The organism is Aeribacillus sp. FSL k6-2211 (assembly GCF_037966125.1).
Lineage (GTDB): Bacteria > Bacillota > Bacilli > Bacillales > Aeribacillaceae > Aeribacillus > Aeribacillus composti.
In genome coordinates, this window is record NZ_CP150190.1 from 1,179,954 (window position 1) to 1,204,985 (window position 25,032).

Annotated in this window: 25 protein-coding genes, 1 pseudogene and 1 riboswitch; of the genes and pseudogenes, 19 read left to right on the forward strand and 7 right to left on the reverse strand. The window is 41.0% G+C overall.

Annotated elements, in window-relative coordinates; genetic code table 11:
• Positions 1–20 precede the first annotated feature (20 nt).
• The 13 genes from NSU19_RS05820 to NSU19_RS05880 all read left to right on the forward strand — a co-directional run bounded on the left by NSU19_RS05820 (position 21) and on the right by NSU19_RS05880 (position 11,893).
• A complete protein-coding gene (locus NSU19_RS05820; protein WP_066248330.1) occupies positions 21–815 on the forward strand; it encodes an NAD kinase in 795 nt (264 codons plus the stop codon).
• A 15-nt stretch (positions 816–830) separates the two neighbouring features.
• Positions 831–1,730, forward strand: coding sequence for an RluA family pseudouridine synthase (locus NSU19_RS05825; RefSeq protein WP_339199174.1), 900 nt, complete (start codon positions 831–833; stop codon positions 1,728–1,730).
• Positions 1,731–1,834: 104 nt separating this feature from the next.
• Complete coding sequence (gene mgtE / locus NSU19_RS05830) at positions 1,835–3,199, forward strand: magnesium transporter (RefSeq protein ID WP_311067044.1); 1,365 nt, start codon at positions 1,835–1,837, stop codon at positions 3,197–3,199.
• A 25-nt stretch (positions 3,200–3,224) separates the two neighbouring features.
• Entirely contained in the window at positions 3,225–5,078 is a 1,854-nt protein-coding gene (locus NSU19_RS05835; protein WP_311067045.1) for a monovalent cation:proton antiporter family protein, read from the forward strand.
• Positions 5,079–5,132: 54 nt separating this feature from the next.
• A riboswitch (TPP riboswitch) is annotated at positions 5,133–5,241 on the forward strand.
• 139 nt (positions 5,242–5,380) lie between these two features.
• Positions 5,381–5,980 (forward strand): thiazole tautomerase TenI, encoded by a 600-nt coding sequence (gene tenI / locus NSU19_RS05840; RefSeq protein WP_311067046.1) that lies wholly within the window; start codon positions 5,381–5,383, stop codon positions 5,978–5,980.
• A 1-nt stretch (position 5,981) separates the two neighbouring features.
• The gene (thiO, locus tag NSU19_RS05845) at positions 5,982–7,094 is read left to right on the forward strand and encodes a glycine oxidase ThiO (protein WP_339199178.1); all 1,113 of its coding nucleotides are present in this window, start codon (positions 5,982–5,984) and stop codon (positions 7,092–7,094) included.
• A 7-nt stretch (positions 7,095–7,101) separates the two neighbouring features.
• Complete coding sequence (thiS, locus tag NSU19_RS05850; RefSeq protein WP_339199181.1) at positions 7,102–7,305, forward strand: sulfur carrier protein ThiS; 204 nt, start codon at positions 7,102–7,104, stop codon at positions 7,303–7,305.
• A gap of 6 nt (positions 7,306–7,311) precedes the next feature.
• Positions 7,312–8,079 (forward strand): thiazole synthase, encoded by a 768-nt coding sequence (locus NSU19_RS05855; protein ID WP_066248317.1) that lies wholly within the window; start codon positions 7,312–7,314, stop codon positions 8,077–8,079.
• Positions 8,076–9,089, forward strand: coding sequence for a ThiF family adenylyltransferase (locus NSU19_RS05860; protein ID WP_311067326.1), 1,014 nt, complete (start codon positions 8,076–8,078; stop codon positions 9,087–9,089). The genes NSU19_RS05855 and NSU19_RS05860 overlap by 4 nt, the downstream gene beginning before the upstream one ends.
• 14 nt (positions 9,090–9,103) lie before the next feature.
• Positions 9,104–9,916, forward strand: coding sequence for a bifunctional hydroxymethylpyrimidine kinase/phosphomethylpyrimidine kinase (gene thiD / locus NSU19_RS05865; RefSeq protein WP_339199183.1), 813 nt, complete (start codon positions 9,104–9,106; stop codon positions 9,914–9,916).
• A gap of 98 nt (positions 9,917–10,014) precedes the next feature.
• On the forward strand, positions 10,015–10,791 hold the full coding sequence (gene fabI, locus NSU19_RS05870; RefSeq protein ID WP_339199186.1) for an enoyl-ACP reductase FabI: 777 nt from the start codon (positions 10,015–10,017) through the stop codon (positions 10,789–10,791).
• 279 nt (positions 10,792–11,070) lie between these two features.
• The gene (locus tag NSU19_RS05875; RefSeq protein ID WP_339194752.1) at positions 11,071–11,457 is read left to right on the forward strand and encodes a CotO family spore coat protein; all 387 of its coding nucleotides are present in this window, start codon (positions 11,071–11,073) and stop codon (positions 11,455–11,457) included.
• 94 nt (positions 11,458–11,551) lie between these two features.
• Positions 11,552–11,893, forward strand: a complete 342-nt coding sequence (locus NSU19_RS05880) for a DUF1360 domain-containing protein (protein WP_339199969.1) — start codon at positions 11,552–11,554, stop codon at positions 11,891–11,893.
• A 205-nt stretch (positions 11,894–12,098) separates the two neighbouring features.
• On the opposite strand, the gene NSU19_RS05885 is transcribed toward NSU19_RS05880, so the two are convergent.
• The gene (locus tag NSU19_RS05885; protein ID WP_027725928.1) at positions 12,099–13,328 is read right to left on the reverse strand and encodes an IS110 family transposase; all 1,230 of its coding nucleotides are present in this window, start codon (positions 13,326–13,328) and stop codon (positions 12,099–12,101) included.
• 434 nt (positions 13,329–13,762) lie between these two features.
• Between NSU19_RS05885 and NSU19_RS05890 the strand changes: the two genes are divergently transcribed.
• The gene (locus NSU19_RS05890; protein WP_339199188.1) at positions 13,763–14,494 is read left to right on the forward strand and encodes a sugar nucleotidyltransferase; all 732 of its coding nucleotides are present in this window, start codon (positions 13,763–13,765) and stop codon (positions 14,492–14,494) included.
• Positions 14,495–14,498: 4 nt separating this feature from the next.
• A complete protein-coding gene (locus NSU19_RS05895) occupies positions 14,499–15,794 on the forward strand; it encodes a glycosyltransferase (RefSeq protein WP_339199192.1) in 1,296 nt (431 codons plus the stop codon).
• 294 nt (positions 15,795–16,088) lie between these two features.
• Here the strand turns inward: NSU19_RS05895 and NSU19_RS05900 are convergent, their stop codons facing one another.
• The 3 genes from NSU19_RS05900 to NSU19_RS05910 form a co-directional block, all read right to left on the reverse strand.
• Positions 16,089–16,286: a hypothetical protein gene (locus NSU19_RS05900; protein WP_339199195.1), complete on the reverse strand. Its 198-nt coding sequence runs from the start codon at positions 16,284–16,286 to the stop codon at positions 16,089–16,091.
• A gap of 27 nt (positions 16,287–16,313) precedes the next feature.
• On the reverse strand, positions 16,314–16,478 hold the full coding sequence (locus NSU19_RS05905; RefSeq protein ID WP_339199198.1) for a hypothetical protein: 165 nt from the start codon (positions 16,476–16,478) through the stop codon (positions 16,314–16,316).
• Between the two features lie 124 nt (positions 16,479–16,602).
• Complete coding sequence (locus tag NSU19_RS05910) at positions 16,603–17,682, reverse strand: glycosyltransferase family 4 protein (protein WP_339199201.1); 1,080 nt, start codon at positions 17,680–17,682, stop codon at positions 16,603–16,605.
• A gap of 258 nt (positions 17,683–17,940) precedes the next feature.
• Between NSU19_RS05910 and NSU19_RS05915 the strand changes: the two genes are divergently transcribed.
• Positions 17,941–18,945, forward strand: a complete 1,005-nt coding sequence (locus tag NSU19_RS05915) for a sugar phosphate nucleotidyltransferase (protein ID WP_339199971.1) — start codon at positions 17,941–17,943, stop codon at positions 18,943–18,945.
• Entirely contained in the window at positions 18,942–20,057 is a 1,116-nt protein-coding gene (locus tag NSU19_RS05920; protein WP_339199204.1) for a glycosyltransferase family 1 protein, read from the forward strand. Before NSU19_RS05915 ends, NSU19_RS05920 begins: the two co-directional genes overlap by 4 nt.
• Here the strand turns inward: NSU19_RS05920 and NSU19_RS05925 are convergent.
• The 3 genes and pseudogenes from NSU19_RS05925 to NSU19_RS05935 all read right to left on the reverse strand — a co-directional run.
• Positions 20,051–20,998, reverse strand: coding sequence for a GDP-L-fucose synthase (locus NSU19_RS05925; protein WP_327862821.1), 948 nt, complete (start codon positions 20,996–20,998; stop codon positions 20,051–20,053). The genes NSU19_RS05920 and NSU19_RS05925 overlap by 7 nt on opposite strands.
• Entirely contained in the window at positions 20,995–22,218 is a 1,224-nt protein-coding gene (locus NSU19_RS05930; RefSeq protein WP_339199208.1) for a glycosyltransferase family 2 protein, read from the reverse strand. Before NSU19_RS05930 ends, NSU19_RS05925 begins: the two co-directional genes overlap by 4 nt.
• A 563-nt stretch (positions 22,219–22,781) precedes the next feature.
• Positions 22,782–23,159: pseudogene (locus NSU19_RS05935) on the reverse strand (transposase); the annotation flags it as partial.
• 246 nt (positions 23,160–23,405) lie between these two features.
• Between NSU19_RS05935 and gmd the strand changes: the two are divergent.
• Positions 23,406–24,386 (forward strand): GDP-mannose 4,6-dehydratase, encoded by a 981-nt coding sequence (gmd, locus tag NSU19_RS05940; protein ID WP_327862823.1) that lies wholly within the window; start codon positions 23,406–23,408, stop codon positions 24,384–24,386.
• 5 nt (positions 24,387–24,391) lie between these two features.
• The gene (locus NSU19_RS05945; protein WP_339199211.1) at positions 24,392–25,030 is read left to right on the forward strand and encodes an acetyltransferase; all 639 of its coding nucleotides are present in this window, start codon (positions 24,392–24,394) and stop codon (positions 25,028–25,030) included.
• Positions 25,031–25,032 lie beyond the last annotated feature (2 nt).

Here is a 25,032-nt window from a genome sequence, read left to right on the forward strand (position 1 = left end):
AAAAGGAGAATGATACTTAAATGAGGTTTTCGATCACATCAAAAGGTGATGAAACATCTAATGCTTTGGCGCAAAAAATCAGAACCTATTTGCTCGATTTCGAGTTTCAATATGATGAAGATCAGCCGGATATCGTGATTTCCGTCGGGGGAGACGGAACATTGCTTTATGCATTTCATCGATATAATAAACGATTGGATAAAACAGCGTTTATAGGAGTTCATACGGGGCATTTAGGATTTTATGCCGACTGGCTCCCGAATGAAATTGAAAAAATGGTGATTGCAATTGCTAAAACACCGTTTCAGATCGTTGAATATCCATTGCTTGAAGTGGTGGTCCGGCATAATGGCGGGAGTGAAGCCTCCTACCTTGCGCTAAATGAATGCACAGTGAAAAGCATTGAAGGGACTCTCGTCATGAATATAGAAATTAAAGGGCTTCTCTTTGAAACATTTCGAGGAGATGGGTTGTGTATTTCAACACCGACAGGAAGCACCGCCTACAATAAAGCGCTTGGCGGTGCTCTCATTCATCCTTCACTGCGGGCTATTCAATTAACAGAAATGGCTTCCATAAACAACAGGGTGTTCCGGACAATCGGCTCGCCGTTAATTTTGCCTGACCACCATACGTGTATGCTAAAGCCTGTCAATGATGTTGATTTTCAAATTACAATCGATCATTTAACACTTCTTCACAAAAACGTCAGGTCCATCCAATGCCGGGTCGCACAGGAAAAGGTAAGGTTTGCGAGATTTCGGCCTTTCCCATTTTGGAAGCGGGTCCGGGACTCGTTTATTGGCGACAGATAAAGGAAAGAGAAAAACATGGGGACATTTCAGCTTCATTGGGACATCAAAAAAGAACATCATGGCTGGCTGCTTAGAGAATTTTTGCGGGAGCATCATATTTCTAAATCCGCTTTAACAGATATTAAATTTAACGGTGGAAAAATTGTCGTTAACGGGAACGAAAAAAATGTCCGATACGTCTTACAAGAAGGCGATCAAGTAACCGTCCATTTTCCGGAAGAAAAGAGAAGCCAGTCGCTCATTCCAGAGAACATACCATTGAACATTGTTTATGAAGACGATTATTGCCTTATTGTAAATAAACCGGCGTTTTTGTCCACCATTCCGTCTAGAGAGCATCCGTCAGGAAGTCTTGCGAACGGGCTTTTACACTATTATGATCAACAGCGGCAAAATCTTACGGTGCATATCGTCAATCGGCTTGACCGGGATACATCCGGGCTGCTTCTTGTAGCCAAACATCGCTACAGCCATTTTCTTTTTTCAAAGGAACAGCAAAAAGGAGCGGTAAAACGGACATACATCGCAATTGTCCATGGAAGGATCAGCGAAGACGAAGGCACCATCGATGCGCCAATTGCAAGAAAGGACGATAGCATCATCGAGAGAACTGTCAGGGAGGATGGGAAAAAAGCTATTACGCATTTTCGGGTCATAAGCCGCTTTTCTGACAAAACGGTTGTTGAGGTAAAGCCTGTAACTGGTAGAACTCATCAAATTCGTCTACATATGTCCTATATAGGTCATCCGCTTTTAGGAGATTCGCTTTATGGTGGACAAAAAGAAGAAATTGACCGCCATGCCCTCCACAGTCAGTCGCTGTCCTTCTATCATCCCGTTTTGCATAAAAATTTGACGTATACTTGCAAGCTTCCTCCTGATATGGAAAAAATAATTAAGCATGCGCGCCTGTAAGTGCATGCTTTTGTTATGAAAAAATGTACGACAAAATCAGATAGATTTGTTAATATAGTAAAACACAAAACTTTTCGATATTTTTCCGGAAAGGAGGAGATTTTATGCAGCCTAAAACAGATGCACCGGAATACAGACAGTTGATGATTGACAAGCTGAGAGAGAACAATGTAGAGGAATTCCGTTCGCTGTTTTTTGAGCTACATCCATATGATCAGGCAAAATTTTTTCTAAAACTTGACCAGCCGGATAGAATGCTTTTATATCAAATTCTATCTCCGGAAGAAATGGCGAATGTTTTTGAAAATATAAGGGATGATAAAAACCGCTACAAATCGCTGCTTGAGGAAATGCATCCGGCATTTGCCGCCAAAATGATGGAATACATGTACGCCGATGATGCGGCAGATGTATTAAGTGAGCTGACAAAAGAGAAAATTTCCAGCTATTTAACCATCATGGACGCTCAAACTGCCAAAAGCATAAGCGAACTTCTTGATTATGAACAATTTACCGCAGGAAGTATTATGACAACCGAGTTCGTTGCCATTAATGCCAATTATACGGTGCAGTCAACGATGGACTTGCTGCGGAAAGAAGCTCCTGATGCGGAAACAATATATTATTTATATGTGATTGACGAAGAGAAACATCTTGTTGGCGTCCTGTCGTTAAGAGATTTAATTGTTCATGAAGACGATACTTTGATTGCTGACATTATGAAAAAGAAAGTCTACTCGGTATCTGTGGCGGATGATCAGGAAGAAGTAGCAAGAAAGATGAAGGACTACAATTTTTTGGCTCTTCCGGTTGTTGATTTTCAACATCGTCTTGTTGGAATTATAACTGTTGATGATATTATTGATGTGCTGGACGAAGAGGCTTCTGACGATTATTCGAAACTGGCCGCTGTCTCGGATGTAGATTCATATGATCCGAATGCTGTTTCTGCTGCCAAAAAAAGATTGCCATGGCTTATTATTCTCCTATTTTTAGGAATGTTCACCGCCGGCCTAATCGGCCAGTTTGAAGAAACGTTGAACAAAGTGGCAACTTTAGCGCTCTTTATACCATTAATTGCAGGGATGGCTGGAAATACAGGAACACAAGCTCTCGCTGTTGCCGTAAGAAGAATTGCAACAGGCGAAGGCACTTCCGAACGCGTGTGGAAAATTATTCTCAAAGAAGCTGGAACCGGCTTGATTACCGGAACAGTATGCGGAATTGTTGTTGCACTGACAATTTTTATTTGGAAGCAGAAATTTTTCTTAGGACTGCTAGTGGGTCTTTCCATATTGTCAACGCTGACTGTTGCGACAATTGCCGGGGCGTTTGTTCCTCTTGTCATGCACAGGCTTCGTATTGACCCGGCTGTGGCCTCCGGTCCATTTATTACAACGATTAATGATATGATCAGCATTTTGATTTATTTTGGCATGGCGACACTATTTATGAACTATTTGCTCTAACAAAATTAGCTAAAGGAGGCGCAATATGGAATCACATGCAGTAACCTCTCTTGTCATCGTGTTGGTAGGCGCTTTTTTAACCCCGATTTTGCTGCATCGGTTCAAACTGGCATTCATTCCTGTCGTCGTTGCGGAAATTATTGTCGGATTAATCATCGGGAAAACGGGATTTAATTTAGTGCAAGAAGATGTATGGCTGTCAACTCTCTCAACGCTGGGATTTATATTTCTCATGTTTTTAAGCGGGCTTGAGATTGATTTCACCATTTTCTCCAAAGAGAAGAAAAAAGAAGAAAAGCTGTCCAACGGAAAAAAAGCTCCTCATACTTTTTTGGTTGCGTCAATTGTTTTTCTTGGCATTTTCGTTGTTTCATTACTTTTATCGTATTTGTTAATGTGGATGGGATTTATCCGCAATGCCTTTTTCATGACGTTAGTGATTTCAACGATTTCTTTAGGAGTAGTAGTGCCGACGCTGAAAGACGAGCAAATTATGAAAACAACCATCGGCCAAATTATTTTGCTGGTGGCTGTCATAGCCGACCTTGTCACCATGATTTTGCTGGCGGTTTTTGTCTCCTTAAACAGCGAAGGAGAAAGCAATACGTGGCTTCTGCTTCTTTTGTTTGCAGCAGGCGTACTGCTTTACTTCATTGGCAAAAGGTTTAAAAGTCGATCCTTTATTAAATCGATGTCAAAAGGAACGGTTCAAATTGGAACAAGGGCGGTTTTTACGTTAATTCTCGCACTTGTAGGTTTATCGGAAACGCTTGGGGCAGAAAATATTTTAGGCGCCTTCCTTGCGGGAGTTTTAGTCTCGCTTTTATCGCCTAATTCAGACTTGGTGCAAAAGCTAGATTCGTTTGGCTACGGTTTTTTAATCCCGATCTTTTTTGTCATGATAGGGGTGGAATTGGATTTATGGGAATTGATCAAAGATCCGAACCTTCTTTTGTTAATTCCTTTGTTATTTCTCGCCCTCTTGATCTCAAAGTTTATTCCCGTTTTTGTGCTGAGAAAATGGTATGATACGAATACAACGATTGCGGCGGCGTTCTTGTTGACTGCTACTTTATCATTAGTTATTGCGGCAGCTGAAATTGGACAGCGAATCGAACTGATTGATAAGCAAATGGCTGACGCACTAATAGTAGTTGCCGTGTTAACAAGCATTATCACGCCGATAGGATTTAAAAAATTATTCCCTAAAAAAATGGCGGTGCAGCCTAAAAAGAAAATTGCTTTTATTGGTGCAAATCAAATGACCCTTCCAGTCACAAGAGAATTGGACAAAAATTTGTATGAAGCAACCGTATATCATACACAGCAAGACAAAATTGAAAACGGGACTGCTCAATCGGTGTTTAAAATTGAAGAATTGAAAGACTATTCGATAGAATCATTGAATGAACACCACATAATGGAAGCTGATATAGTAATAGTGGCTACTGGGGATGAAGAAAGAAATGCGGAAATTGCGACATATGCAAAAGAATGCGGCGTAGAACAGGTCATCGCCTCCATTTCTTCCCCGGAGTTGGATCAAGCATTAAAAGAAAAGGGGATCAGCGTATTTTCCGTCATGCTGTCAACAAAAACGCTGCTCAGGGCTTTGATCGAATCGCCTGGCGTTATGCGGATCTTAACAAACCAAGACAACTCTCTTTATCAAATTAATATGAATAACCGAAAATATGATGGAATGAAGCTTCGATACTTTCCGTTTACAGGAGATTGTATCTTTGTCCGGATTTTTCGAGGTGAAGATTCCATTGTGCCTCACGGCGATACCGAATTGAAAAAAGGGGACCGCTTGATTGTAACGGGTTCCCGCAAATATGTAAATGAGTTAAAAGATGAGCTGGAATTTAGCAAATAATATTTGCAAACAAAACAAATTGTGATAGCATGAAATTAGTATGAAAATTTAATAAGCATCCACTAGGGGAGCCTTTGGAAAGGCTGAGATTAAAGTGTTGACTTTAAGACCCTTTGAACCTGATCTGGATGATGCCAGCGTAGGGAAGTGGGAATTTGAAACATATGTCTGATATTCCATTACCACTTTCCAGCAAGGAAGGTGGTTTTTTATTGTTTCCAGTCTCACCACTGGACAGCTGCTTTCCAGTTTTGAACCTTGAAAGACGAGTGTGAGCGTCTTTCTCATGAAAGGAATGTACAATGTTGGAACTTCATGCCGTAACAGACGGAACAAAACCGGTCAACGAGCTAATACGCATAATTTTGTCCATATCAGATCATGTTGATTACGTTCATATACGAGAAAAAAATAAAAGACCATGTGAGATCATTCATCTTGTAGAACAGCTTTTGGCAAACGGGATAAGGAGAGAACAGCTTGTTATCAACGATCGGCTCGATGTTGCGCTCCTAACAGGCGTTCAAAATGTTCATCTTCCGGGAACCGGCCTGCCGGTAAAAAAAGTGAAAAGCGCTTTTCCGCAAATAAAAGCCGGTGTCAGCGTCCATTCATTAGATGAAGCGGTAAAAGCAGAAAAAGACGGAGCAGACTATTGTTTTTTCGGAAACGTTTTTGAAACGAACAGTAAAAAAGGACTTCCGGCAAAGGGAACAGATTTGCTTAGGAAAATCGTTGGACACGTCAATATTCCTATTATCGCCATCGGTGGGATCACGCCTGATAATATGCAAAAGGTTTTAGAAAAAAAAGCAAGCGGTATTGCCGTTATGTCCTATATCTTTTCTTCGAAAGATCCAGAGAGCGCTGCCAAACTTTTCAGGAAAGGGGAAGCTTTTTAAAATGAACGTTTTTGATGTTGGAATCATCGGGGGAGGGGTCATCGGCCAAGGGATCGCCTATGAGCTATCAAAAGCAGGGCTGAAGACCGCCGTGTTTGAAAGCGGCGAAATCGGAGGTAAAGCGACATCCGCTGCAGCAGGAATGCTGGGTGCCCATTCTGAAAATGAAAAAAGAGACATATTTTTTGAGCTATGCTTAGAGAGCCGAAATTTATATCCGAGCCTTGCAAAAGAATTATTGGAGCAATCTGGTGTGGATATTGAGCTTGTGCAGGAAGGCATGTATCGGCTTGCATTTACTGAGGAAGAAGGCCGCTTTCTGCAATCGCTCGCAGATGAGAATGAACTAGAATGGCATTCAAGGGAAAACGTACTGGCAAATGAGCCACATGTTTCTGAAGACATTGCGGGAGCTCTTTGGCTTAAACATGACGGCCAAGTGAAAGGTTCATCTGTTTGCTGCGCATATGCGAAAGGCGCTAGAAAATATGGTGCATCCATTTTTGAACAATGTCCTGTTTTCGATGTGATTAAAGAGGGAAAAGCATACAAGCTTGTCACTTCCCAAGGAGTTTTTATATGTGGAAAAGTCGTCGTTTCAAGCGGAGTTTGGAGTGGCTTTTTCTTAGAAAAGTTGGGGTTGAAAAATCCAATGAAGCCCGTTAAAGGAGAATGCTTAGCCGTAAAACCGAAAAAACTAGTGATCAACAAAACAGTGTTTTACGAGCACTGTTATATCGTACCGAAAAAAGACGGCACCGTTATTATTGGAGCAACTTCTTATGAAAACGACTGGGATACGAATCCAACAGTCAAAGGAGTATCCGAATTAATGATCAAGGTTCAGAAAATGATGCCAGAAATCGGGTCTGAACCGGTCGTTAGTGCTTGGTCGTCGCTCAGGCCGCAAACAGCTGACGGCTGGCCGTATTTTGCCGAGCACCCGGAGCATGAGGGAATCTTTTTTGCGACCGGTCATTATCGAAACGGCATTCTTCTAGCGCCGATTACAAGCTTGATCGTAAAAGACATGATTTTGAAAACGAATCAATATGAGCGTTATGTTCATAGCTTTTCTTTAAACCGATTGCTTTCTGATGCGAAAGGGAGGTGATGAAACGGTGAAACTTCGCATCAACGGCCAGCAGATGGAAGTGGAGAATAGTGTTCGAAGCATTGAAGATTTGCTGAACTTTTTTCAATTACAGGAAAGAATTGTTGTCGTTGAACGAAATGGTGAAATTGTTTCAAAAGAACAATACAGCTTCCAGACATTACATGATGGTGATCAAATTGAAATTGTCCATTTTGTTGGAGGGGGATGATGATTCATGTTAAAAATAGGAGATAAAACATTTCAGTCGAGATTAATGTTAGGAACTGGAAAATATCCGTCTTTTGAGATACAAAAAGAAGCGGTGGAGGCCTCAGGTGCTGAAATTTTGACATTTGCCGTCAGAAGAATGAATATTTACGAGCCTTCTCAGCCAAATTTTTTAGAAATGTTGGATTTATCGAAATATACGCTTCTGCCGAACACGGCCGGGGCAAAAACTGCGGAGGAAGCAGTCAGAATCGCTAAACTTGCTAAAGCATCAGGATTATGTGATATGATTAAGGTGGAAGTAATTGGAGATGATAAAACGCTTCTCCCTGATCCGATTGAAACATTGAAGGCATCAGAGATGTTATTGGATGAAGGGTTTATTGTTCTTCCATACACTTCAGACGATGTTGTTCTGGCGAAGAAGCTTGAAGAATTAGGGGTTCATGCCATCATGCCGGGAGCATCTCCGATCGGATCAGGCCAAGGAATTGTCAATCCTCTCAATCTATCATTTATTATTGAGCAAGCCAATATTCCAGTCATTGTTGATGCCGGAATCGGTTCGCCGGCAGATTGCGCACTCGCCATGGAGATGGGAGCAGATGGAATCTTATTAAATACAGCTGTTTCCGGTGCAAAAGATCCTGTGAAAATGGCGAAGGCAATGAAACTGGCGATTGAAGCAGGAAGACTTGGATATGAAGCAGGACGCATTCCGAAAAAACGGTATGCACAAGCAAGCAGTCCAACGGAAGGAATGTTAACGACATAATGGAACGATATTCTCGCCAAATCTTGTTTTCTCCTATTGGAGAAGAGGGACAAAAAAAATTGCTGAAAAGCCATGTGCTCATTGTTGGAGCTGGGGCACTCGGCTGCGCAAGCGCTGAAATGTTAGCCCGTGCTGGAATCGGTAAAATAACCATCATTGACCGTGATTATGTCGATTGGAGCAATCTCGGGCGTCAACAGCTGTATACAGAAGAGGATGCGAAACAAAAGCTGCCAAAAGCGGTTGCTGCCAAAAAACATTTGCAGGAAATCAATTCGAACATTTCGATTGAAGCGATTGTGGGCGATTTCTCAATTGATTTTATTGAACATGTAAAGGATGTAGACCTTATCATCGATGGAACTGACAATTTTGAAACGAGATTTTTCATCAATGATTTAGCAATGAAGCACGAAATACCTTGGATCTATGGGGCAGTAGTGAGAAGTTATGGAATGACCGTTTCCATCGTTCCGAAACAAACACCATGCCTCCATTGTATGCTCCAAGCGATTCCGTCTGACGGAATGACGTGCGATACAGTTGGCGTGATCAGCCCGGCGGTGCAAATCGTCGCCTCTTATCAAACAGCAGAGGCACTGAAATATTTAGTCAGCGGAGAGGTGTCCAAGCAGTTAGTTTCATTTGATGTTTGGACAAGGGAGCATTCTGCAGTGGACATGACAAAATTAAAAAAGGCCGACTGCCCATCGTGCGGACATCACCCGACATATCCATATTTGTCGGTTGAAAATGGATTAAAAACAGCGGTTTTGTGCGGAAGGAATACCGTACAAATACGTCCGCAGCAAAAACAGAAGATTTCGCTATCAGAAATTACCAATCGTTTGCGTCCGATCGTGAAAGACTTAAAGGGAAATGCTTATTTAATATCCTTTCAGGCGGATGATTTCCGCGTCGTGCTTTTTCAAGACGGAAGAGCATTAATTCACGGCACTAAGGAAGAAGAGAAAGCAAAAGCTATTTATCAACGTTACTTCGGAGCTTAAATGGAGGTGTGTTTATGACCATCGGAAAAGCGTTGACGATTGCCGGGTCCGATTCAGGGGGAGGCGCGGGAATTCAGGCAGATTTGAAAACTTTTCAAGAGTTGGATGTATACGGAATGAGCGTAATCACGGCCGTTACATCTCAAAACACATTAGGTGTTCATGGTGTCTACCCTGTTCCGGCTGAAGGGGTGATCAGTCAGCTTGATGCAATTGCTGAAGATTTATCGCCAGATGCGGTCAAAACAGGAATGCTTTTTAATCAAGAAATCATCCAAATCGTCTCAAATAAAGTTCAAAAGCATGGATGGGAAAAAATTGTCGTTGATCCAGTAATGATTGCAAAAGGCGGACATCCATTACTTGAAGAGTCTGCCATCAACGCGCTCATCAACGACTTAATTCCGATTTCGTTTATTGTGACGCCGAACATCCCGGAAGCGGAAGCGATCACGGGCATCGAGATAAAATCGTTTGATGATCGGAAAGAAGCTGCGAAAAAAATTTGCCAAATGGGAGCAAAGCATGTGATCATAAAGGGAGGACATCAGCCGTCGGGCGGCGAAATCATTGATTTGTTGTTTGACGGGCATGATTTTTATGAATTTAAAGGCAACTATGTCAACACAAAGCACACGCACGGAACAGGCTGCACTTTTTCTGCTGCGCTGACAGCTGAGCTCGCCAAAGGAAAAGAAGTCATTGAAGCCGTAAAAACTGCAAAAGAGTTCATCCATCTTGCTGTAGAAAATGCTCTAGGCATCGGAGGCGGCCACGGTCCGACCAATCATTGGGCATATAAAAGAAATTTAGCTGCTTCTAAATAACATAAGCCGGACATATATGTTCTGGCTTTTTTCTCTTTTGTCCTTTATAATTATGATCAGGTATTAATAACTTGTAATAATGTTTAGGAGGATTTTCCATGAAATTGAATTTGGAAGGCCGAAACATTGTGGTCATGGGTGTTGCTAACAAGCGAAGCATTGCTTGGGGAATTGCCCGCTCTTTGCATGAAGCGGGAGCAAGATTGATCTTTACATATGTGGGCGAAAGAATGGAAAAATCGGTTCGAGAGCTCGTAGATTCGTTAGGACGGGAAGATTATCTCGTGTTGCCTTGTGATGTAACGAAGGATGAAGAAATCGAGCAGTGCTTTGAAAAAATTAAAAACGAAGTTGGTGTGATTCACGGTATCGCTCATTGTATCGCCTTTGCGAATAAGGAAGAGCTGAGCGGTGAATATTTGAACACAACAAGAGACGGCTTCCTGTTGGCCCACAACATCAGTTCTTATTCTTTAACGGCGGTTGCGAAAACAGCCCGTCCTTTGATGACAGAAGGCGGAAGCATTGTTACATTAACTTACTTGGGCGGTGAGCGAGTCGTTCAAAACTACAACGTAATGGGAGTTGCGAAAGCGTCATTGGATGCTAGCGTGAAATATTTGGCGAACGATCTAGGTAAAGAAAATATTCGCGTCAATGCCATTTCCGCTGGTCCGATTCGTACGCTTTCGGCAAAAGGTATCAGTGATTTTAATTCAATTCTGAAGGAAATAGAAGAACGTGCTCCGCTGCGCCGAACCACAACACAAGAAGAAGTTGGAGACACGGCGTTGTTCCTGTTCAGCGATCTTTCCCGCGGCATAACAGGTGAAACGATTCATGTTGATTCAGGTTTTCATATTTTAGGTTATTAAGTTAGCTAAAAAAGATTAATCTGTGTGCGTGGCTCGCACAAGATTAATCTTTTTTTATGGCAGGATAAAATGAAATTTTGCTGTCAGCTTCAAGGTGCCACTATTTCAAGCCGTGAAGCTTGGATTTATTGTTGATGTTCTGTTACGACTTTTTGTGTCAATGTGCAGCGATTTTCAAATGCTCTTTTGTCATAAGAAAAAGTTAGATTTCCGTCATGATTTCATTCTATCGTGTCATAAAATAATGAGAGAAATCATATTAGAGGGTGGCGATCAAACTTGATTAAAAAAGAAAAATTAGAACCTTTGATGTATATTGTCCAGCCGAATATAAAAAAACCTGAAGTGACCATGCAGTCGACGTTATTAAAAAAAATTGCAAATAATTCTAAGCAAGCGGTAAAGAGCTCATGGACGAAGGAAGAAATTTATAAAAGAAGAAGAGAATTGGCAAATATGACGATTCATGAAAAGATTGATTTCTTTTCAAGTCTTCCGGAGCATGTGTATAAAAACGTATGTGAAATTAAAACAGTAGAGAAAACATACAAAGGAATTATTTTGTCAAAGGAAAACGATGTCGTTCAAATCCGTACATTTGATCAAAATGAACCTTTGAAAATAAAATCGAAAAGTATTTTAGACATAAAAGTGTTAGGGAATTAAAATGGAGAACTCGGTTATGCCGGGTTTTTTAATTTTATTTGAACGCTTTAAATATTCAAAACATATGTTGGTGAAGGAAAGGAGAATTGATTCCATGGAGTGGTATTGGTTTTCATTTGTTCTCACTGCATTGGCATCTTTTCGATTAACGAGAATTATAGTGTTTGATAAAATCGCTTCATTTTTGCGGGCTCCTTTTTTAACAATTGTGGAGGAAAAAGGGGAGACAGGAGAAACCGTTTCTTTTTTCAGACCGAAAGGAAAAGGACTTCGATTGTGGATCGGTGAGCTTTTAAGCTGTTATTGGTGCACAGGAATATGGTGTGCCGCCATTTTATTTTTTGGAAATGAATATTTATACGCCATTTTCCATCCAATTACGGTCATATTAGCGATCTCAGGTTTGGCTGGAATTATTGAACATTTGCTTGATTAGCGCCATTTGAAATGAACTGTTTACCGGAATATCTCCGGGAATTGCATCGTAAAGTCCTGCGGTAATATGTCAAGGTGAAAAATCATAGAAATTGGAAATTCCCTTGTCCGATGATCCGAAAAAAGGCAATACTGAAGAAACCCAGTATTAGTACATGTAATAAACTGGGTCTAAAGGTTGATATTGGTATACCAGATCGATCCTCTTATCGATCTTCCCCCTTTCTTGGCGTGTAGATTTGACCGTTGCGTAGCAGCGCATCGATCACACGCACGAGTTTTCTAGCGGTGAGGACGAGGGCTCGTTTATGTTGGTGTTTGGGCACTTCCTCATACTTCTTCCGGTAGTACGCACGAAACGTCGCATCATGCCGTTGTACCGAGTTGGCAGCCTCCACTAGGTAGTAACGGAGATAGCGATTGCCGGAACGAATGAGGGAGGTGTCCTCGGCTTGAAAACGGCCCGATTGGTGCTTGGACCATGTCAAGCCGGCATATTTTGCCAAGGCGGCCTGATTGTGAAACCGCTCGATTTGCCCGATTTCGGCCAGGATGCCTGCGGTATAAACCGGTCCGATGCCTGGGATGGTTTGCAGTGTGTTCGGAATGCCTTCAAGATGGCGGGTAATGGCTTTATCGAGCTCTTTGAGCTGCGATTGCAGGCTGCGGATTGATTGAATCGACAGCCCTAACAGCAAGTCGATGGAATCCTCGACACACTTGGACAACCGATACGACGAACGGGCCGCCTTTTGAATCGACTTGGCGATGCATTCCGGATCGGCAAAGCGATTGCGCCCTTTTTGGCGCAGGAAGTCGGCCAACTGCTTGACATCCATTTGGCAGATGTCATCGAGGCTCCACGACTCAAGCAGCAGTTCGAGAATGGCATGTCCGAAGATCGAACTGTCCACCTCTTGGGTAAAGGAACTGCATTTGTAAAACAAGTGCTGGAGAAAATACTGTTTCTCACGGGTTAACTGGTGGACGAGATGATATCGCATGCGTGTCAGTCGCTGAAGCGCGAGAAACTGCTCCTTGAGGACAGCCGTCATCTTCAGACGGCCGAAGCGAAGCCGATCCGCAATGATCCAAGCATCGATGTCATCCGTTTTCTCCAAGTCGACATAGGCTTCTTTAAACTTGCGAATGAGCTTTGGATTGATCGTAAACACCTTGACGTTCCAAGCCTGCAAGGCCTCCTGCTGGTGGAAAAACATAGCTGGATGCCAACTGTAGACCGAGGTGGCTTCCATCCCGATCAGAATTTCGGTTGGCTTTCGCTTGTTAGCCCACAGGAGGATTTGATCCCGAAGGAAGGTGGCGCCCAGAAGATGATTATCCACTTTGAAGCGTGCGCACGTATTTCCTTCATGATCCATAATGCAGGTGGCTAAGTCGCGTGAGCTCACGTCGATCCCGACGTAGAGTTTCATGAGATCACCTCCTATTGTTGTAGGATCGAGGGGTAGGACTCTTCGGGATGCCCCCGGATCGCGCCTGTTGACCAGTCACCCTCGCATATGAGAACTCACGTTGGACCATGGGCTGCCCTGGAAGCTGCTCCTTCCAGCATGGGGAAAACCAACGGGAACAGCCTGCGGGTTAGACGTCCAAACAGGGGCCGGGGAGACAGACTTTACAAGTAGTCGAAGCTACAGGAGTGAGAAGAGTATCCCCGATGATCCTAAGACCATTATCCAGGAACATTGCGAAAAGTCCAACCCCGGTACGCTGAACCCTTTGTGGGAGGGGCGCGCCCCTCCCACAAAGGTAACCACCCAAGATATGCGATTGTCAAGGAGCGTATCGGACTGGAAATTCGATAAAAAAACTTTCTGAAACTTAGTATACGAGGAAGTGAAAGGTTTTGAAAGGCGTCATTTTGGCAGGAGGAAAAGGGACGAGATTGAAACCATTTACGAATGTAATCAATAAACATTTACTTCCGGTTGGAAAATTCCCAATGATATGCTGGCCGATTTCAAGGTTGAAAGAAGCAGGAATTAAAGATATTTTAATTGTTACTAATGAAGAACATCTACCACAGTTTTTCAAAATTATTGGAAATGGAGAAAGTTTAAATGTAAATATCCAATATACGATTCAAAAGGAGCCAAATGGAATTGGAGATGGTGTTAGAAAGGCTGAATTTTTTACGAATGGCGATCCATTTGTGCTTTTGCTGGGGGATAACATTTTTGAAATGAATTTAAGCTCATTTTTGAAATCTTTTGAAAAGAGCGGGAATGAAGCTCATCTCTTTTTAAAAGAAGTGGATGAGCCGTCGAGATATGGCGTTGCTTTTTTGGATAAAGAAAAAAAGGAAATCACGGATTTAGTCGAAAAACCGACCTGCAGCAAGTCCAATTTATGCATTACAGGCATTTACTTGTATAAACCGGTTGTTTTTCACGTGCTCAACGAGATCAAGCCGTCTTTAAGAGGAGAATATGAAATTACAGATGTAAACCGAAAATTTTTGGAAAAAGGAACGATCGGTTTTTCCTATGTGGAAGGGTTTTGGTCAGATGCTGGCACGTATGAATCATGGGTGGATGCCAATCTATTTGCTTTTCATCAAATAAATAGCAAGGTGTGAGATGATGAAGCCGAAGGTTTCCATCATTTTAACGAGCTATAACAAGCCGGATACGGTTCATCTAGCGATTGAAAGCGTGCTTGCCCAAAAATATGACAATTGGGAGCTATTGATCATGGACGATCATTCCAATGATAAGACAAAAAGAATTATAAAAGGCTTTTTGCAAGATTCACGAATTCAATATTTTGACAGCGGCATTCGAGATGAGGATCGACATAAAACAACACGTTACGCAACATTGATTAATGAGGCGTTGGAAAAAGTATCCGGCGACTACATTTCTTATTTAACAGATGACGACATATATTTGCCGGAACGGCTTTCTGAAATGACAACTATTTTAAATAACAGTCCATCTTATGGTGTTGTCTATTCAAAACAGCTTGTCCGAAAAATTGATCAAAGCGGAAGAACCGTGTATGAAAAAGTGCGGGAAACAAACGGGATATTAACAAAACCTCAAAATCTTGTTGATCATTGTTCGGTGATGCATCGAGCTTCACTGTTGCCGCTCATACTGGCGAAATACGGTTCATATTGGGACGATTCGCCTGAATATTGGCATAACGGTGATGCTGCTTTTTGGGCCCGTTTGGCAGAATGGTCACCATTTTATCCTATTCCAAAAGTTTTGGATATATGTTTAAAAACACCTGATTCATTTCAAGAATTGAACGCATTCATGCCGAAAGAATTGCCGACTGGGCTGGTTGTCCTCTCAACAAATGAAAACACATTTTTAATTGACGGAAACATAAGGCGGAAAATCGATGAGGCAGTCTTTCGAATGTTAAAATATGATCGAAAACAGCTGGTAAAAGTACATGATCCATTGCTTTATCAATATCGTGAAGGGGCCCCTATTGAAAAATCTGTTTTTTCCAATGCCAAATTGTTTCCAAATTATCGTTTCATTAAATGTGGGAAAAGTATTTTTTATACAGAAGGGGGATGCGCCAGGCCGATTGAGTCGGCCGATGCTTTGCGGAGATTAAAGGCAGACTTAAAAGATTTCATTCTTGTAGCGCCTGACATGTTGGAAGATTTTCAAATTGGCAAGCCTATTTCGAGAACATTTGATCAAAAAAACCCGATTCCGGAAGGAAAATTGTTTTTGTATAAACGGCATTTTTTTATTAGTGGAAATGGTGAACTTAAACCAATGGAAGCAAAGGTCCTCCGTAAATTAAAATACGACAAATCGCTTGCCATTCCATTAAGCAAATATGAATTTGCTTCATTTCCCAAAGGCGAATCATTAAAATGGGAAGTTGTCCGCTGGAAAGATAAGAATTGAGAAGCAATTTGAACTAAAATGTTTATAGTTTCAAACATTAAAGAGGGGCTGTCCAGAAAGTCAAAATCCATTGAAAACGACATAAGCATTGATATATCAACGTTTCTAAAACATTAAAGGGGCGTCTATAAGCCGGAAAATCGACTTATTATTAGACAGCCCCTGTGTTTAATTTTAAGGAAAAATATTTCGGCATTCTTTATCCAAAAATTGTGGAAGAAACCGGAATTTTTGACAGGATCAGCTCGTTTTTTTCCGGTTTCTTACACCTGAAAGACTTGGTCAGCGCCTTTCTTATAGATGCATGCTTTCAATTGCAGCAATGGTGTATGGATTTCGGCATTCTCTAAGCGCTTCTCTACACTCGCGCCGTTCGCTTCGACAGATGCTTAATGGTTCCCTGCATTGGCGCAGTTCGTTTCTGATCTCCCTTAACGTTGCTCTTTCCTGCCGTAATTCATTTCGGCATTGAATCAGTTCAGGACTCGGCAATTCTTTCACCCTCCTATTTAAAATAGTTTACATTTCTTCTCTGCATTCTCGTAATTCTTCTCTGCACTGTGCTAATTCTTCTCTACAATCGATTAGCTTTTGCCGGCATTCAAGTAGTTTATTTCTTGTTTGCTGCTGCGATAAACGTGTTTGTTCTAATTTTTCCCGGCACTCTTCTACAGTTTGTGGCAAAGCATACCCCTCCTATTTATAAAATTAGGAAGTGCGCTCAGATGGAACTTCCTAATACTATACGTATATTCAAAGTCGATCAAAAAGTATAGTCATTTATAATTATTAATTAATTTTCACAAGCCTATTCTTTTTGTTTATACCCAAGATGTTTAAGCATTTTGATAAAAGATTCACCATATTTTTCAAGTGAAAATTCGTGTTGAATTAAATTCAGACCGTTTTGAACCAATTTTGAACGGAGAGGTGCATTAGTTAACATATCCTTTGCTTCTAAAACCGCTTTTTGAAGGCGGTTTTTTGGGATGATTTTTCCTGTCCGATTATGAATGACAAAGCTTTTCACTCCGTCTGAATCTGTACATAGAACGGGACATTGGCAGCTCATCGCTTCCAACGGAGCATATCCGAATCCTTCTAACAGCGATGTTGAGCAAAAAAAGCCTCCTGATTTTGCGATTTTAGAGTAATAGATTGGCATTTCACCATGGGGGATATTTGCGAACATTTTTACATGCTCTGTTAGCTCGAGACGTTTCAGCCACCTTGCGAACTGTTTTCTTTGTTCATCCATGCTTAAAGTGGGGTCCTCAAACATCCATAATTCAATGTCAAATTGTTGATTTAACAAATGTCTCCCAAGGCGGAGAAAAAGTTTCCAATTTTTGTTCTCCTCTATTCTGCCTACCCACCCTATAATCCTTTTTTGAGGAGCTTCCACTTCTTTTTTGGAGAATAACTTCGTATCGATGCCGTTATGAAAGCTATAAAGCTGTTTATCCGGAAAAGCTTTCTTTATTTTTGTAATTAAGTGGGATGTGTTGGGGGATAAAATGGCAGCGGCATGTTCTTCAACGAACGGTTTAGCTTTTTTTAACAGTTGATCGATTTCTGTTCCAAACCCTTGAATGTCATATACGATCTTGCCGTTAAAGCCTAGTTTTCTAATTTTTGACAAAAAAAGGTAGTCTGCACAAACAAAAATCAAGTCGTATTTTTCTATTTCAAATATCCGCTTAATCTCTTGTTCATCATTGGTGACAAACGCTGTCATTCCGCTTGCCTCTATATTTTTCCATCCGGAACCTTTTGTTAAATATAATGCATGGCTTTCGACCCCGTATTTTTTTAAAGCGGCAAAACGTTGACGATTCAACGTTTCGACGCCGCTTCCCGCAATATAAAAAGTAAACAATATTTTCATGCGAGATACGCCCTTTCTATTTCATAAAATTCTTAAAAAAAGAAAATGTAAATATTTAAAAATCCGCTGTTCTCCATCGCCAATGTCTGTTCTTATATATAATTTTATGAAAAACGGCATGATACTTGCTCTATCACTTTAAGGATTCCTTCTTTCAGCGCCTAAATCTGTTTATTCAAGGCGGTTTATTCAAACAAAAATCTATGCCTTGCGTAAAATACTGTGAAACTCGAAACGAGGTGTTGCTTTTTGAAAGTCGTGATAATGGCTGGAGGACAAGGTACAAGATTTTGGCCTTGGAGTACAAAGGAAAAACCTAAGCAATTTCTTCCGCTCACCAAACAGGATGAAACGATGCTAGAGCAAACATATAAACGTTTTTCCGGGCAGATGCCGGTTGAAAATATATATATTATTACTACAGCACAATATAAAAATTTGATAAAAGATCAATTGGGCATCTCTGATGAACAGATCCTCATCGAACCCGCCCAAAGAGATACTGGACCATGCATGGCTTTTTGCGCTCGAACATTTTTAAAAAAACAGGATGATGAAGTATTTGCTGCTGTACCTGCAGATCACTATATTCCAGATGCTAATGAGCTGTTAAAGGCTTTGAAAGCTGCCGAAAAAATAGCTTGCAGGTCTAATACGATCGTGACGCTTGGCATAAAACCGGATAGGCCGGAAACGGGTTATGGCTACATTCAATGCGTGAAGAAAGAGGATTCGGTATTCAGGGCGAAAGCATTTATTGAAAAACCTTCCTACGCTCTGGCAAAAACGTTGTATCAAATGGATCATGTTTTTTGGAACAGCGGCATTTTTATTTGGAAACCATCGACCATTGCGTACTATATGGAAAAGTTTCAACCTGAATTGTGGGAGCCGTTTACGAAAGACGATGAGCATGTCCAAAAAGTGTATAAGTCCTTGCCGAAAATTTCAGTTGATTATGCCATTTTAGAGAAAGCGGACAACATTTACACAATTTCTGTTGACTTACAGTGGAATGATGTAGGGAAATGGAGTTCATTGGAACATTTTTACTCCTCATCAGAGGAAGAAAACATTTTGATAGGGCAAGTCACAGCCAGTGATGTAAAAAATTGTCTTGTAAAAGTCGATCAAAAGCATGCGTTATTGATTGGAATTCAAGATTTGATTGTCGCTTCAACAAAAGATGGTCTCTTAATTTGTCATAAATCAAAAGAACATGAAATCAAAAGGTTGTTAAAGGAACGAGATGACGGAACATGAAAATTGCGGTAAACATGATTCAATTTTGGTCAGGAAAAATGGGCGGGATGGAGCAGTTTGCTGCCAATTTAATAGAGGGAATGTCTAGAACATCTGAGCATGAATTTTATCTGTTTCTGAACGAATTTCAGATGCATTTGTTCAACATCGAAGGATGTAATGTAAAAAAATTGAGCGTTTCCATGAACAATTCTACGGAAAAACAGTTGAAGACTTGGATTGATCAATTAAACATTGATGTTTTATTGTGCCCATTGTTTACAAGGTTTCCAAAAGTTGTTCACATTCCGGTTTGTGTTTTAATTCCCGATGTTCAGCATGAATATTTTCCGGAGTTTTTTCAACAAAGTGAAAGGGAAAAACGCAATCGCGATATAAAAGATGCCCTCGAACATGCCGACCGCATTATAACGATTTCAGATTTTTCTAAACGGACAATAATCGAAAAATTCGAAGTAAATAAAAAAGAAATAGATGTCATTTATGGAGATGCTCCGAAAGAGTTTCAGCAGCCTATCAGGAAACAAAAAATCGAACGCATCAAAAAAAAATATCAGCTTCCGGTTGAATTCGGTCTATATCCAGCCAATTTCTGGCCTCATAAAAACCATCTGAATCTGCTGAAGGCGTTATCCGTTGCAAAAAAATACCACAACTATTCAATATCCATTGTTTTTACAGGTTATGAAAAAGCTGATCTTCAACAGTTTGACAAAATCCAAAGTCTCGTTCAAAAGCTGCAATTAGACGAACAAATCTCCTTTTTAGGATATGTGCCGAAAAAAGATATACCGTATATGTATCATCTCGCTAGTTTCCTCATCTATCCTTCTCTTTTTGAAGGATTTGGCATTCCGTTAGTTGAAGCGATGAAAACCGGTACCCCCATCGCCGCAGCAAACGCCGGGAGCATACCGGAAATCGTCCAATCAGCGGGACTTTTGTTCAATCCGTATGATCCGAACGATATAGCAGATAAACTCGTGAAAATAATGGATGTAAAGATAAGAAAAAAGGTGATTGCGAAAGGAAAAGTCCGCTCAAAAAATTTTTCATGGGATAAAAGCGGTCAAAAATTGCTTGAAATCTTTCATCAAATAAAAAATCATTGATTGGTGAAGTCCCTATGTTTTCGGTACCATTCAATCGTTTGCTGCAAACCTGTTTTTAAATCGGTTTTGGCTGAAAAGCCAAATTTTTCTTTTGCCAAACGGATATCCAACTTCCTGCGGGGCTGTCCGTCCGGTTTCGTTTCATCCCATAAGATGTCTCCTTCAAACTCCGTCAACTCTTTAATTAAATGAGCGAGCGCTTTAATAGATATTTCTTTCCCTGTTCCGATATTGACAGGCAGTCCCTCGTCATAAAGTTCCGTCGCCAATACAATTGCACATGCAGCATCTTTCACATAAAGAAATTCTCTCGTTGCATGGCCGGAGCCCCATAAAACAATGTGTTCGCTTCCTAGTTCTTTTGCATCCAAACATTTGCGGATGATTGCGGGAATGACGTGGGATGTTTCTAAATCGAAATTGTCCCATGGACCGTATAAATTGACAGGGATTAAAAAGATGGAATTAAAACCAAATTGCTTTCGGTAACTTTGAGCTTGTACAAGCAGTGCTTTCTTCGCTATGCCGTAAGGTGCATTTGTCTCTTCAGGATAGCCGTTCCATAAGTCTTTTTCTTGAAAGGGAACGGGTGCAAGCCTAGGATAAGAACAGACTGTGCCGACAGTGACAAACTTTTTTACGCCGAACCTTCTTGCTTGTTCCATTAATTGAACACCCATAATTAAATTGTCATAAAAAAACGTTGCCGGTTTTTTTTGATTGGCTCCAATGCCGCCGACAACAGCTGCTAAATGAATGACAATGTCTGTTTTGAAATCTTTGAACATATTGATAATGTCGCTTTCTTTTCGTAAATCGTAGTCGCGGCTTCTTGGAATAAAGATATTTTGGCATCCTCGTTCTTTCAGGCAGCTGACAACATGTTTTCCAAGAAAACCAGATCCTCCAGTCACAATGATCTTTAATTCTTTTATGTTCATGTATTTTCATCCTTTTCTTGAAAGTGTGCATCAGGAAAATGTTGATGAACCCACTTCGTTATTTCACGAGCTCCTTTTTCAAAATTTTGGTAAAATTCCCATTCCTTTTTGGATAGAGGAAGGAGATGGTCCAGCCGAAAAATTGTTTCTCCTGCGTAATACTGGTCATGAGGCCGTTTCAATTTCACTTCAATTATCTCCCTGTTTTTTATGAAAAGAGGAATCACAAGTTCAAAAGATCCTTTTCGAATAGTTGAATGATAAACCGTTTTTCCATTGTGGACAATCTCAATGCGGCATGTGCGAAATTTTTTTAATTCACCTTTAAATAAAATGGCTTGAACAGGCTCTGAAGGATTGGAATTGATCGTCGCGGAAAAACTTGGAAGGTAATCTACCTTCTTTGACAAATGTACTTTTGAACTTTTTCCAAGCAGCGAATATTTTTTAAATAAATACAGAAATTGGTAAGACCCTTTGTGCCGGAAATGGTTGAGAAAAAAAAGAATCCATTGTTTGGACACTGCCCCAAAATGCTGTTTGAGCGTTTCGATAATTTCAGGAAAGCCGGCATCAAACAGTTTCGCACCTGTTTTGCTGTTTGCATAAAATCGGGTGTTTGCTAAATATTTATTTAGAAACCCAAACGTTTCTTTCCTTTTTGCCATTCGAATCCATAAATCGTAATCCATGCAAAAATCAAGATGTTCATTGACCCCGCCGGCACGATCGAAAGCTGTTTTTTTGATAAATGCTGCCGGCTGGCATATGAAACAAGAATGAAATAATTGATTCATAGTAAAAGGACGAACAGGATAGGAGCGGATGATTTCGTTTTTTTCATTTATAATAAACGCTTTTCCATACACAACTGTCCACTCTGGATGTTGCTCAAATGCTTTCACTGCGTTTGAAACAGCATTCTGGCAATACGTGTCATCGGAGTTCAGCCAGCCGATGATGTCCCCTTTAGCCAAATTCAGCCCTTTATTGATTGCCTCTGACTGTCCATTATCCGGCTCAGAAATATACCGAAATCGCAAGTCTGTTTGGCGGTATTTTTCTAAAATGTCAAGAGTTCCATCCGTTGAACCGCCATCAATGACAATGTGTTCCAATGAGAAATAATCTTGAGACAGCACGCTTTGTATTGTGTCTTCGATAAAATGAGCTTGATTGAGAGATGGAGTGATAATGGTAACATGGGGAACTGTTTGCATCATGTACCTCCTCAAAAAAATTTAAGATCATAAAAAGCCTATCTATATATATGGGTGAACTTCTTCATATGTGAGAGATGGAAATATGGTCAAGTCCAAATTATTGTGTAAATTCCCCTTTGATGTTTTTTGCAAAATAAAAGTGCAGAGAATTGCAAAATCCTTATGCAGTGATATGCAATGGGGCTTTACATGGAGGAGGAGCCATGATAACCTTTTTTGGTTTTGCCAAAACTGTTGAAGCTGGCGCTTGGCTAAAGAATCATGGCTACAGAGGATCCATGTCAAGCCCTTGATGGATAGATCACATATATGTATATTTATTCAAAATTTTGATAAAGATATACTGCAACACTCTGTATTTTTTTTCTTGCAGAAAACACCTTTGATAGAAAACATGGACCTGATGGCTTGACGTATAGAAGGTAAGTCCGGCAAGTCTCCCAGCCGGTCGCCTTCCCGGACAAACAATCATGTTGTCAAGGAACAGACGTGCCAAGGAGTTTTGCGGCATATCTCGCTTCGCTCCGATATTCCATGTTCTCCTTGACACAGCGAAGGGGTTATCCTACTCTCTTGATCGCCGAAGCCTTCTGATTCACCGATCGAGCTTCTTGCTCTTTCATTTTCCGCCACTGCCAATATTCGGACATATCCAAGTATTTACGTCCGGACATCCATTTTTCGTCAATTTCGATCAACACGGCACCAACGAGGAGGTACACCGATTCCCAGTTCGGAAAGATGCGAATCACCCGTTCTCTACGGCGGATTTCTTCGTTCAGCCGTTCTACCCAGTTGGTCGTGCGCAGGTGCCGCCGCTAATGGTCCAGTTAGTCCAATGCAGCTGTGGCGTCTTCAAATCCTTCTTCGAGGATCTGCATGGCTTTTGGCACTTTTTCCTCCCATTTGGCCAGCACTTGTTCCAATAGCAGCCATGCCCCGTGCAAAAGTTCATCATTTCCAGTAATATGATTTTGAGCCATTGTTGTATTCCTCCTTATGTGTAGTGTTTTGTCCACAGTTTATTCTACCAAAGGGGAAACAACATGGCTCTTTTTCTATTTCCTTTTTACACAATTATATGGACATAACTGAAAATAGGCTGATCATTTATACGCTTTTCTTTTTAAAACATATATTGTTAGCACGTAGAAATGGCTTTTGATATGGATGGGGATGATAACTTGAAAAAAGCGTTGATTACCGGTATAACTGGGCAGGACGGATCTTATTTAGCCGAGTTTTTGCTGAAGAAAGGATATAAAGTATATGGATTAAAAAGGAGAAGTGCAACGCCAAATCACCAAAATATTGAACATATCGAAAAAGAAATTGACATGATTCCCGGTGATGTACAAGACTTATATTCTCTTATTCATGCAATGAAGATTGCCCGGCCTGATGAAGTCTACAATTTAGCTGCTCAATCATTTGTCGGCGATTCATGGCACCAGCCGTTTTTTACAGGCAGTGTGACTGCACTGGGTGTCGTAAACATGCTTGAAGCTGTAAGGAACGTAAACCCAAACGCAAAATTTTATCAAGCCTCAAGCAGCGAAATGTATGGGAAAGTGGCTGAAGTACCGCAAACGGAAACAACCCCTTTTTATCCAAGGAGTCCTTATGCTGCTGCAAAAGCATACGGTCATTGGATTACTGTTAATTATCGGGAAAGCTATTCTCTTTTTGCCTGTTCAGGCATTTTATTTAATCACGAGTCGCCAAGGAGAGGCCTTGAATTTGTTACACGAAAAATATCAGATGGGGTGGCGAAAATTAAACTGGGCTTGGAAAAAGAACTAAGGCTTGGGAATTTGGAGTCCAAAAGGGACTGGGGATTTGCCGGTGACTATGTGGAAGCAATGTGGCTGATGCTTCAGCAGGAAAAACCTGATGACTATGTCATCGCCACCGGAGAAACCCATACAGTAAAAGAATTTGTCAATATTGCCTTCAATCATGTCGGTCTTGATTGGCGAGAATTTGTCATCCAAGATCCAAAATTTTTCCGGCCTGCTGAAGTCGATTTGCTGCTTGGCGATGCGACAAAAGCGAAGAAAAAGCTCAACTGGAAACCGAGAGTATCTTTTGAAGAGCTGGTAAAAATGATGGTTGACTATGATTTAGAAAAATATTCATCACAGTTAAAAAAAGTTAATAGGTGAAGTCCATGAAAACAAAAATCGTGATCATTGGTGCTGGAGGTCATGCGAAGGTCATTATTGATATGCTAAAAAGCAGCAGCCAATTTGAGATAGCCGGCTGCACAGCCCCATCGAAAACAGAGTCCAACGTGCAAGGAGTGCCCGTAATAGGTGATGACAGCATCCTTCCCGGACTCCTTAAAAAAGGCATCCAGAATGCGTTTGTTGCCATCGGAGACAATAAAAAGAGGAGAGAAGCATTCGAACAGCTATCCTTATTAGGATTTCAGCACCTGAATGTCATCAGCCCGTTTTCTTATATAGCTCCGACTGTCAAGATGGGCAAAGGGGTTGCGGTAATGCCTGGGGCGGTGATAAATGCAGATGCAGTTATTGGTGATAATGCCATTATCAATACTGGTGCAACAGTTGATCACGATGCTGTCATCGAAAGCCACACCCATATAGCACCTGGATCGAATGTTGCTGGAAATGTACATGTTGGAGAAGGGGCGTTCATCGGAACTGGAAGCAAAGTGATTCCAAATGTGAAAATTGGAAGATGGTCGGTTATTGGAGCCGGAGCTGTGGTCATTCGGCAAATACCTGATTATAAAAAGGCTGCCGGCGTACCGGCAAGGATATTCAAAGAAAACAAGCCTTGACA

What these genes read in the sequence shown, in the direction of transcription:
- fabI (WP_339199186.1), top strand. Translation starts at nt 10,015, where the DNA reads ATGAAATTGAATTTGGAAGGCCGAAACATTGTGGTCATGGGTGTTGCT.
- NSU19_RS05920 (WP_339199204.1), top strand. Translation starts at nt 18,942, where the DNA reads ATGAAAATTGCGGTAAACATGATTCAATTTTGGTCAGGAAAAATGGGC.
- NSU19_RS05930 (WP_339199208.1), bottom strand. Translation starts at nt 22,218, where the DNA reads ATGCAAACAGTTCCCCATGTTACCATTATCACTCCATCTCTCAATCAA.
- tenI (WP_311067046.1), top strand. Translation starts at nt 5,381, where the DNA reads ATGTTGGAACTTCATGCCGTAACAGACGGAACAAAACCGGTCAACGAG.
- NSU19_RS05835 (WP_311067045.1), top strand. Translation starts at nt 3,225, where the DNA reads ATGGAATCACATGCAGTAACCTCTCTTGTCATCGTGTTGGTAGGCGCT.
- thiD (WP_339199183.1), top strand. Translation starts at nt 9,104, where the DNA reads ATGACCATCGGAAAAGCGTTGACGATTGCCGGGTCCGATTCAGGGGGA.
- NSU19_RS05820 (WP_066248330.1), top strand. Translation starts at nt 21, where the DNA reads ATGAGGTTTTCGATCACATCAAAAGGTGATGAAACATCTAATGCTTTG.
- NSU19_RS05910 (WP_339199201.1), bottom strand. Translation starts at nt 17,682, where the DNA reads ATGAAAATATTGTTTACTTTTTATATTGCGGGAAGCGGCGTCGAAACG.
- thiO (WP_339199178.1), top strand. Translation starts at nt 5,982, where the DNA reads ATGAACGTTTTTGATGTTGGAATCATCGGGGGAGGGGTCATCGGCCAA.
- NSU19_RS05925 (WP_327862821.1), bottom strand. Translation starts at nt 20,998, where the DNA reads ATGAACATAAAAGAATTAAAGATCATTGTGACTGGAGGATCTGGTTTT.
- mgtE (WP_311067044.1), top strand. Translation starts at nt 1,835, where the DNA reads ATGCAGCCTAAAACAGATGCACCGGAATACAGACAGTTGATGATTGAC.
- NSU19_RS05885 (WP_027725928.1), bottom strand. Translation starts at nt 13,328, where the DNA reads ATGAAACTCTACGTCGGGATCGACGTGAGCTCACGCGACTTAGCCACC.
- NSU19_RS05895 (WP_339199192.1), top strand. Translation starts at nt 14,499, where the DNA reads ATGAAGCCGAAGGTTTCCATCATTTTAACGAGCTATAACAAGCCGGAT.
- NSU19_RS05945 (WP_339199211.1), top strand. Translation starts at nt 24,392, where the DNA reads ATGAAAACAAAAATCGTGATCATTGGTGCTGGAGGTCATGCGAAGGTC.
- NSU19_RS05855 (WP_066248317.1), top strand. Translation starts at nt 7,312, where the DNA reads ATGTTAAAAATAGGAGATAAAACATTTCAGTCGAGATTAATGTTAGGA.
- NSU19_RS05880 (WP_339199969.1), top strand. Translation starts at nt 11,552, where the DNA reads ATGGAGTGGTATTGGTTTTCATTTGTTCTCACTGCATTGGCATCTTTT.
- NSU19_RS05825 (WP_339199174.1), top strand. Translation starts at nt 831, where the DNA reads ATGGGGACATTTCAGCTTCATTGGGACATCAAAAAAGAACATCATGGC.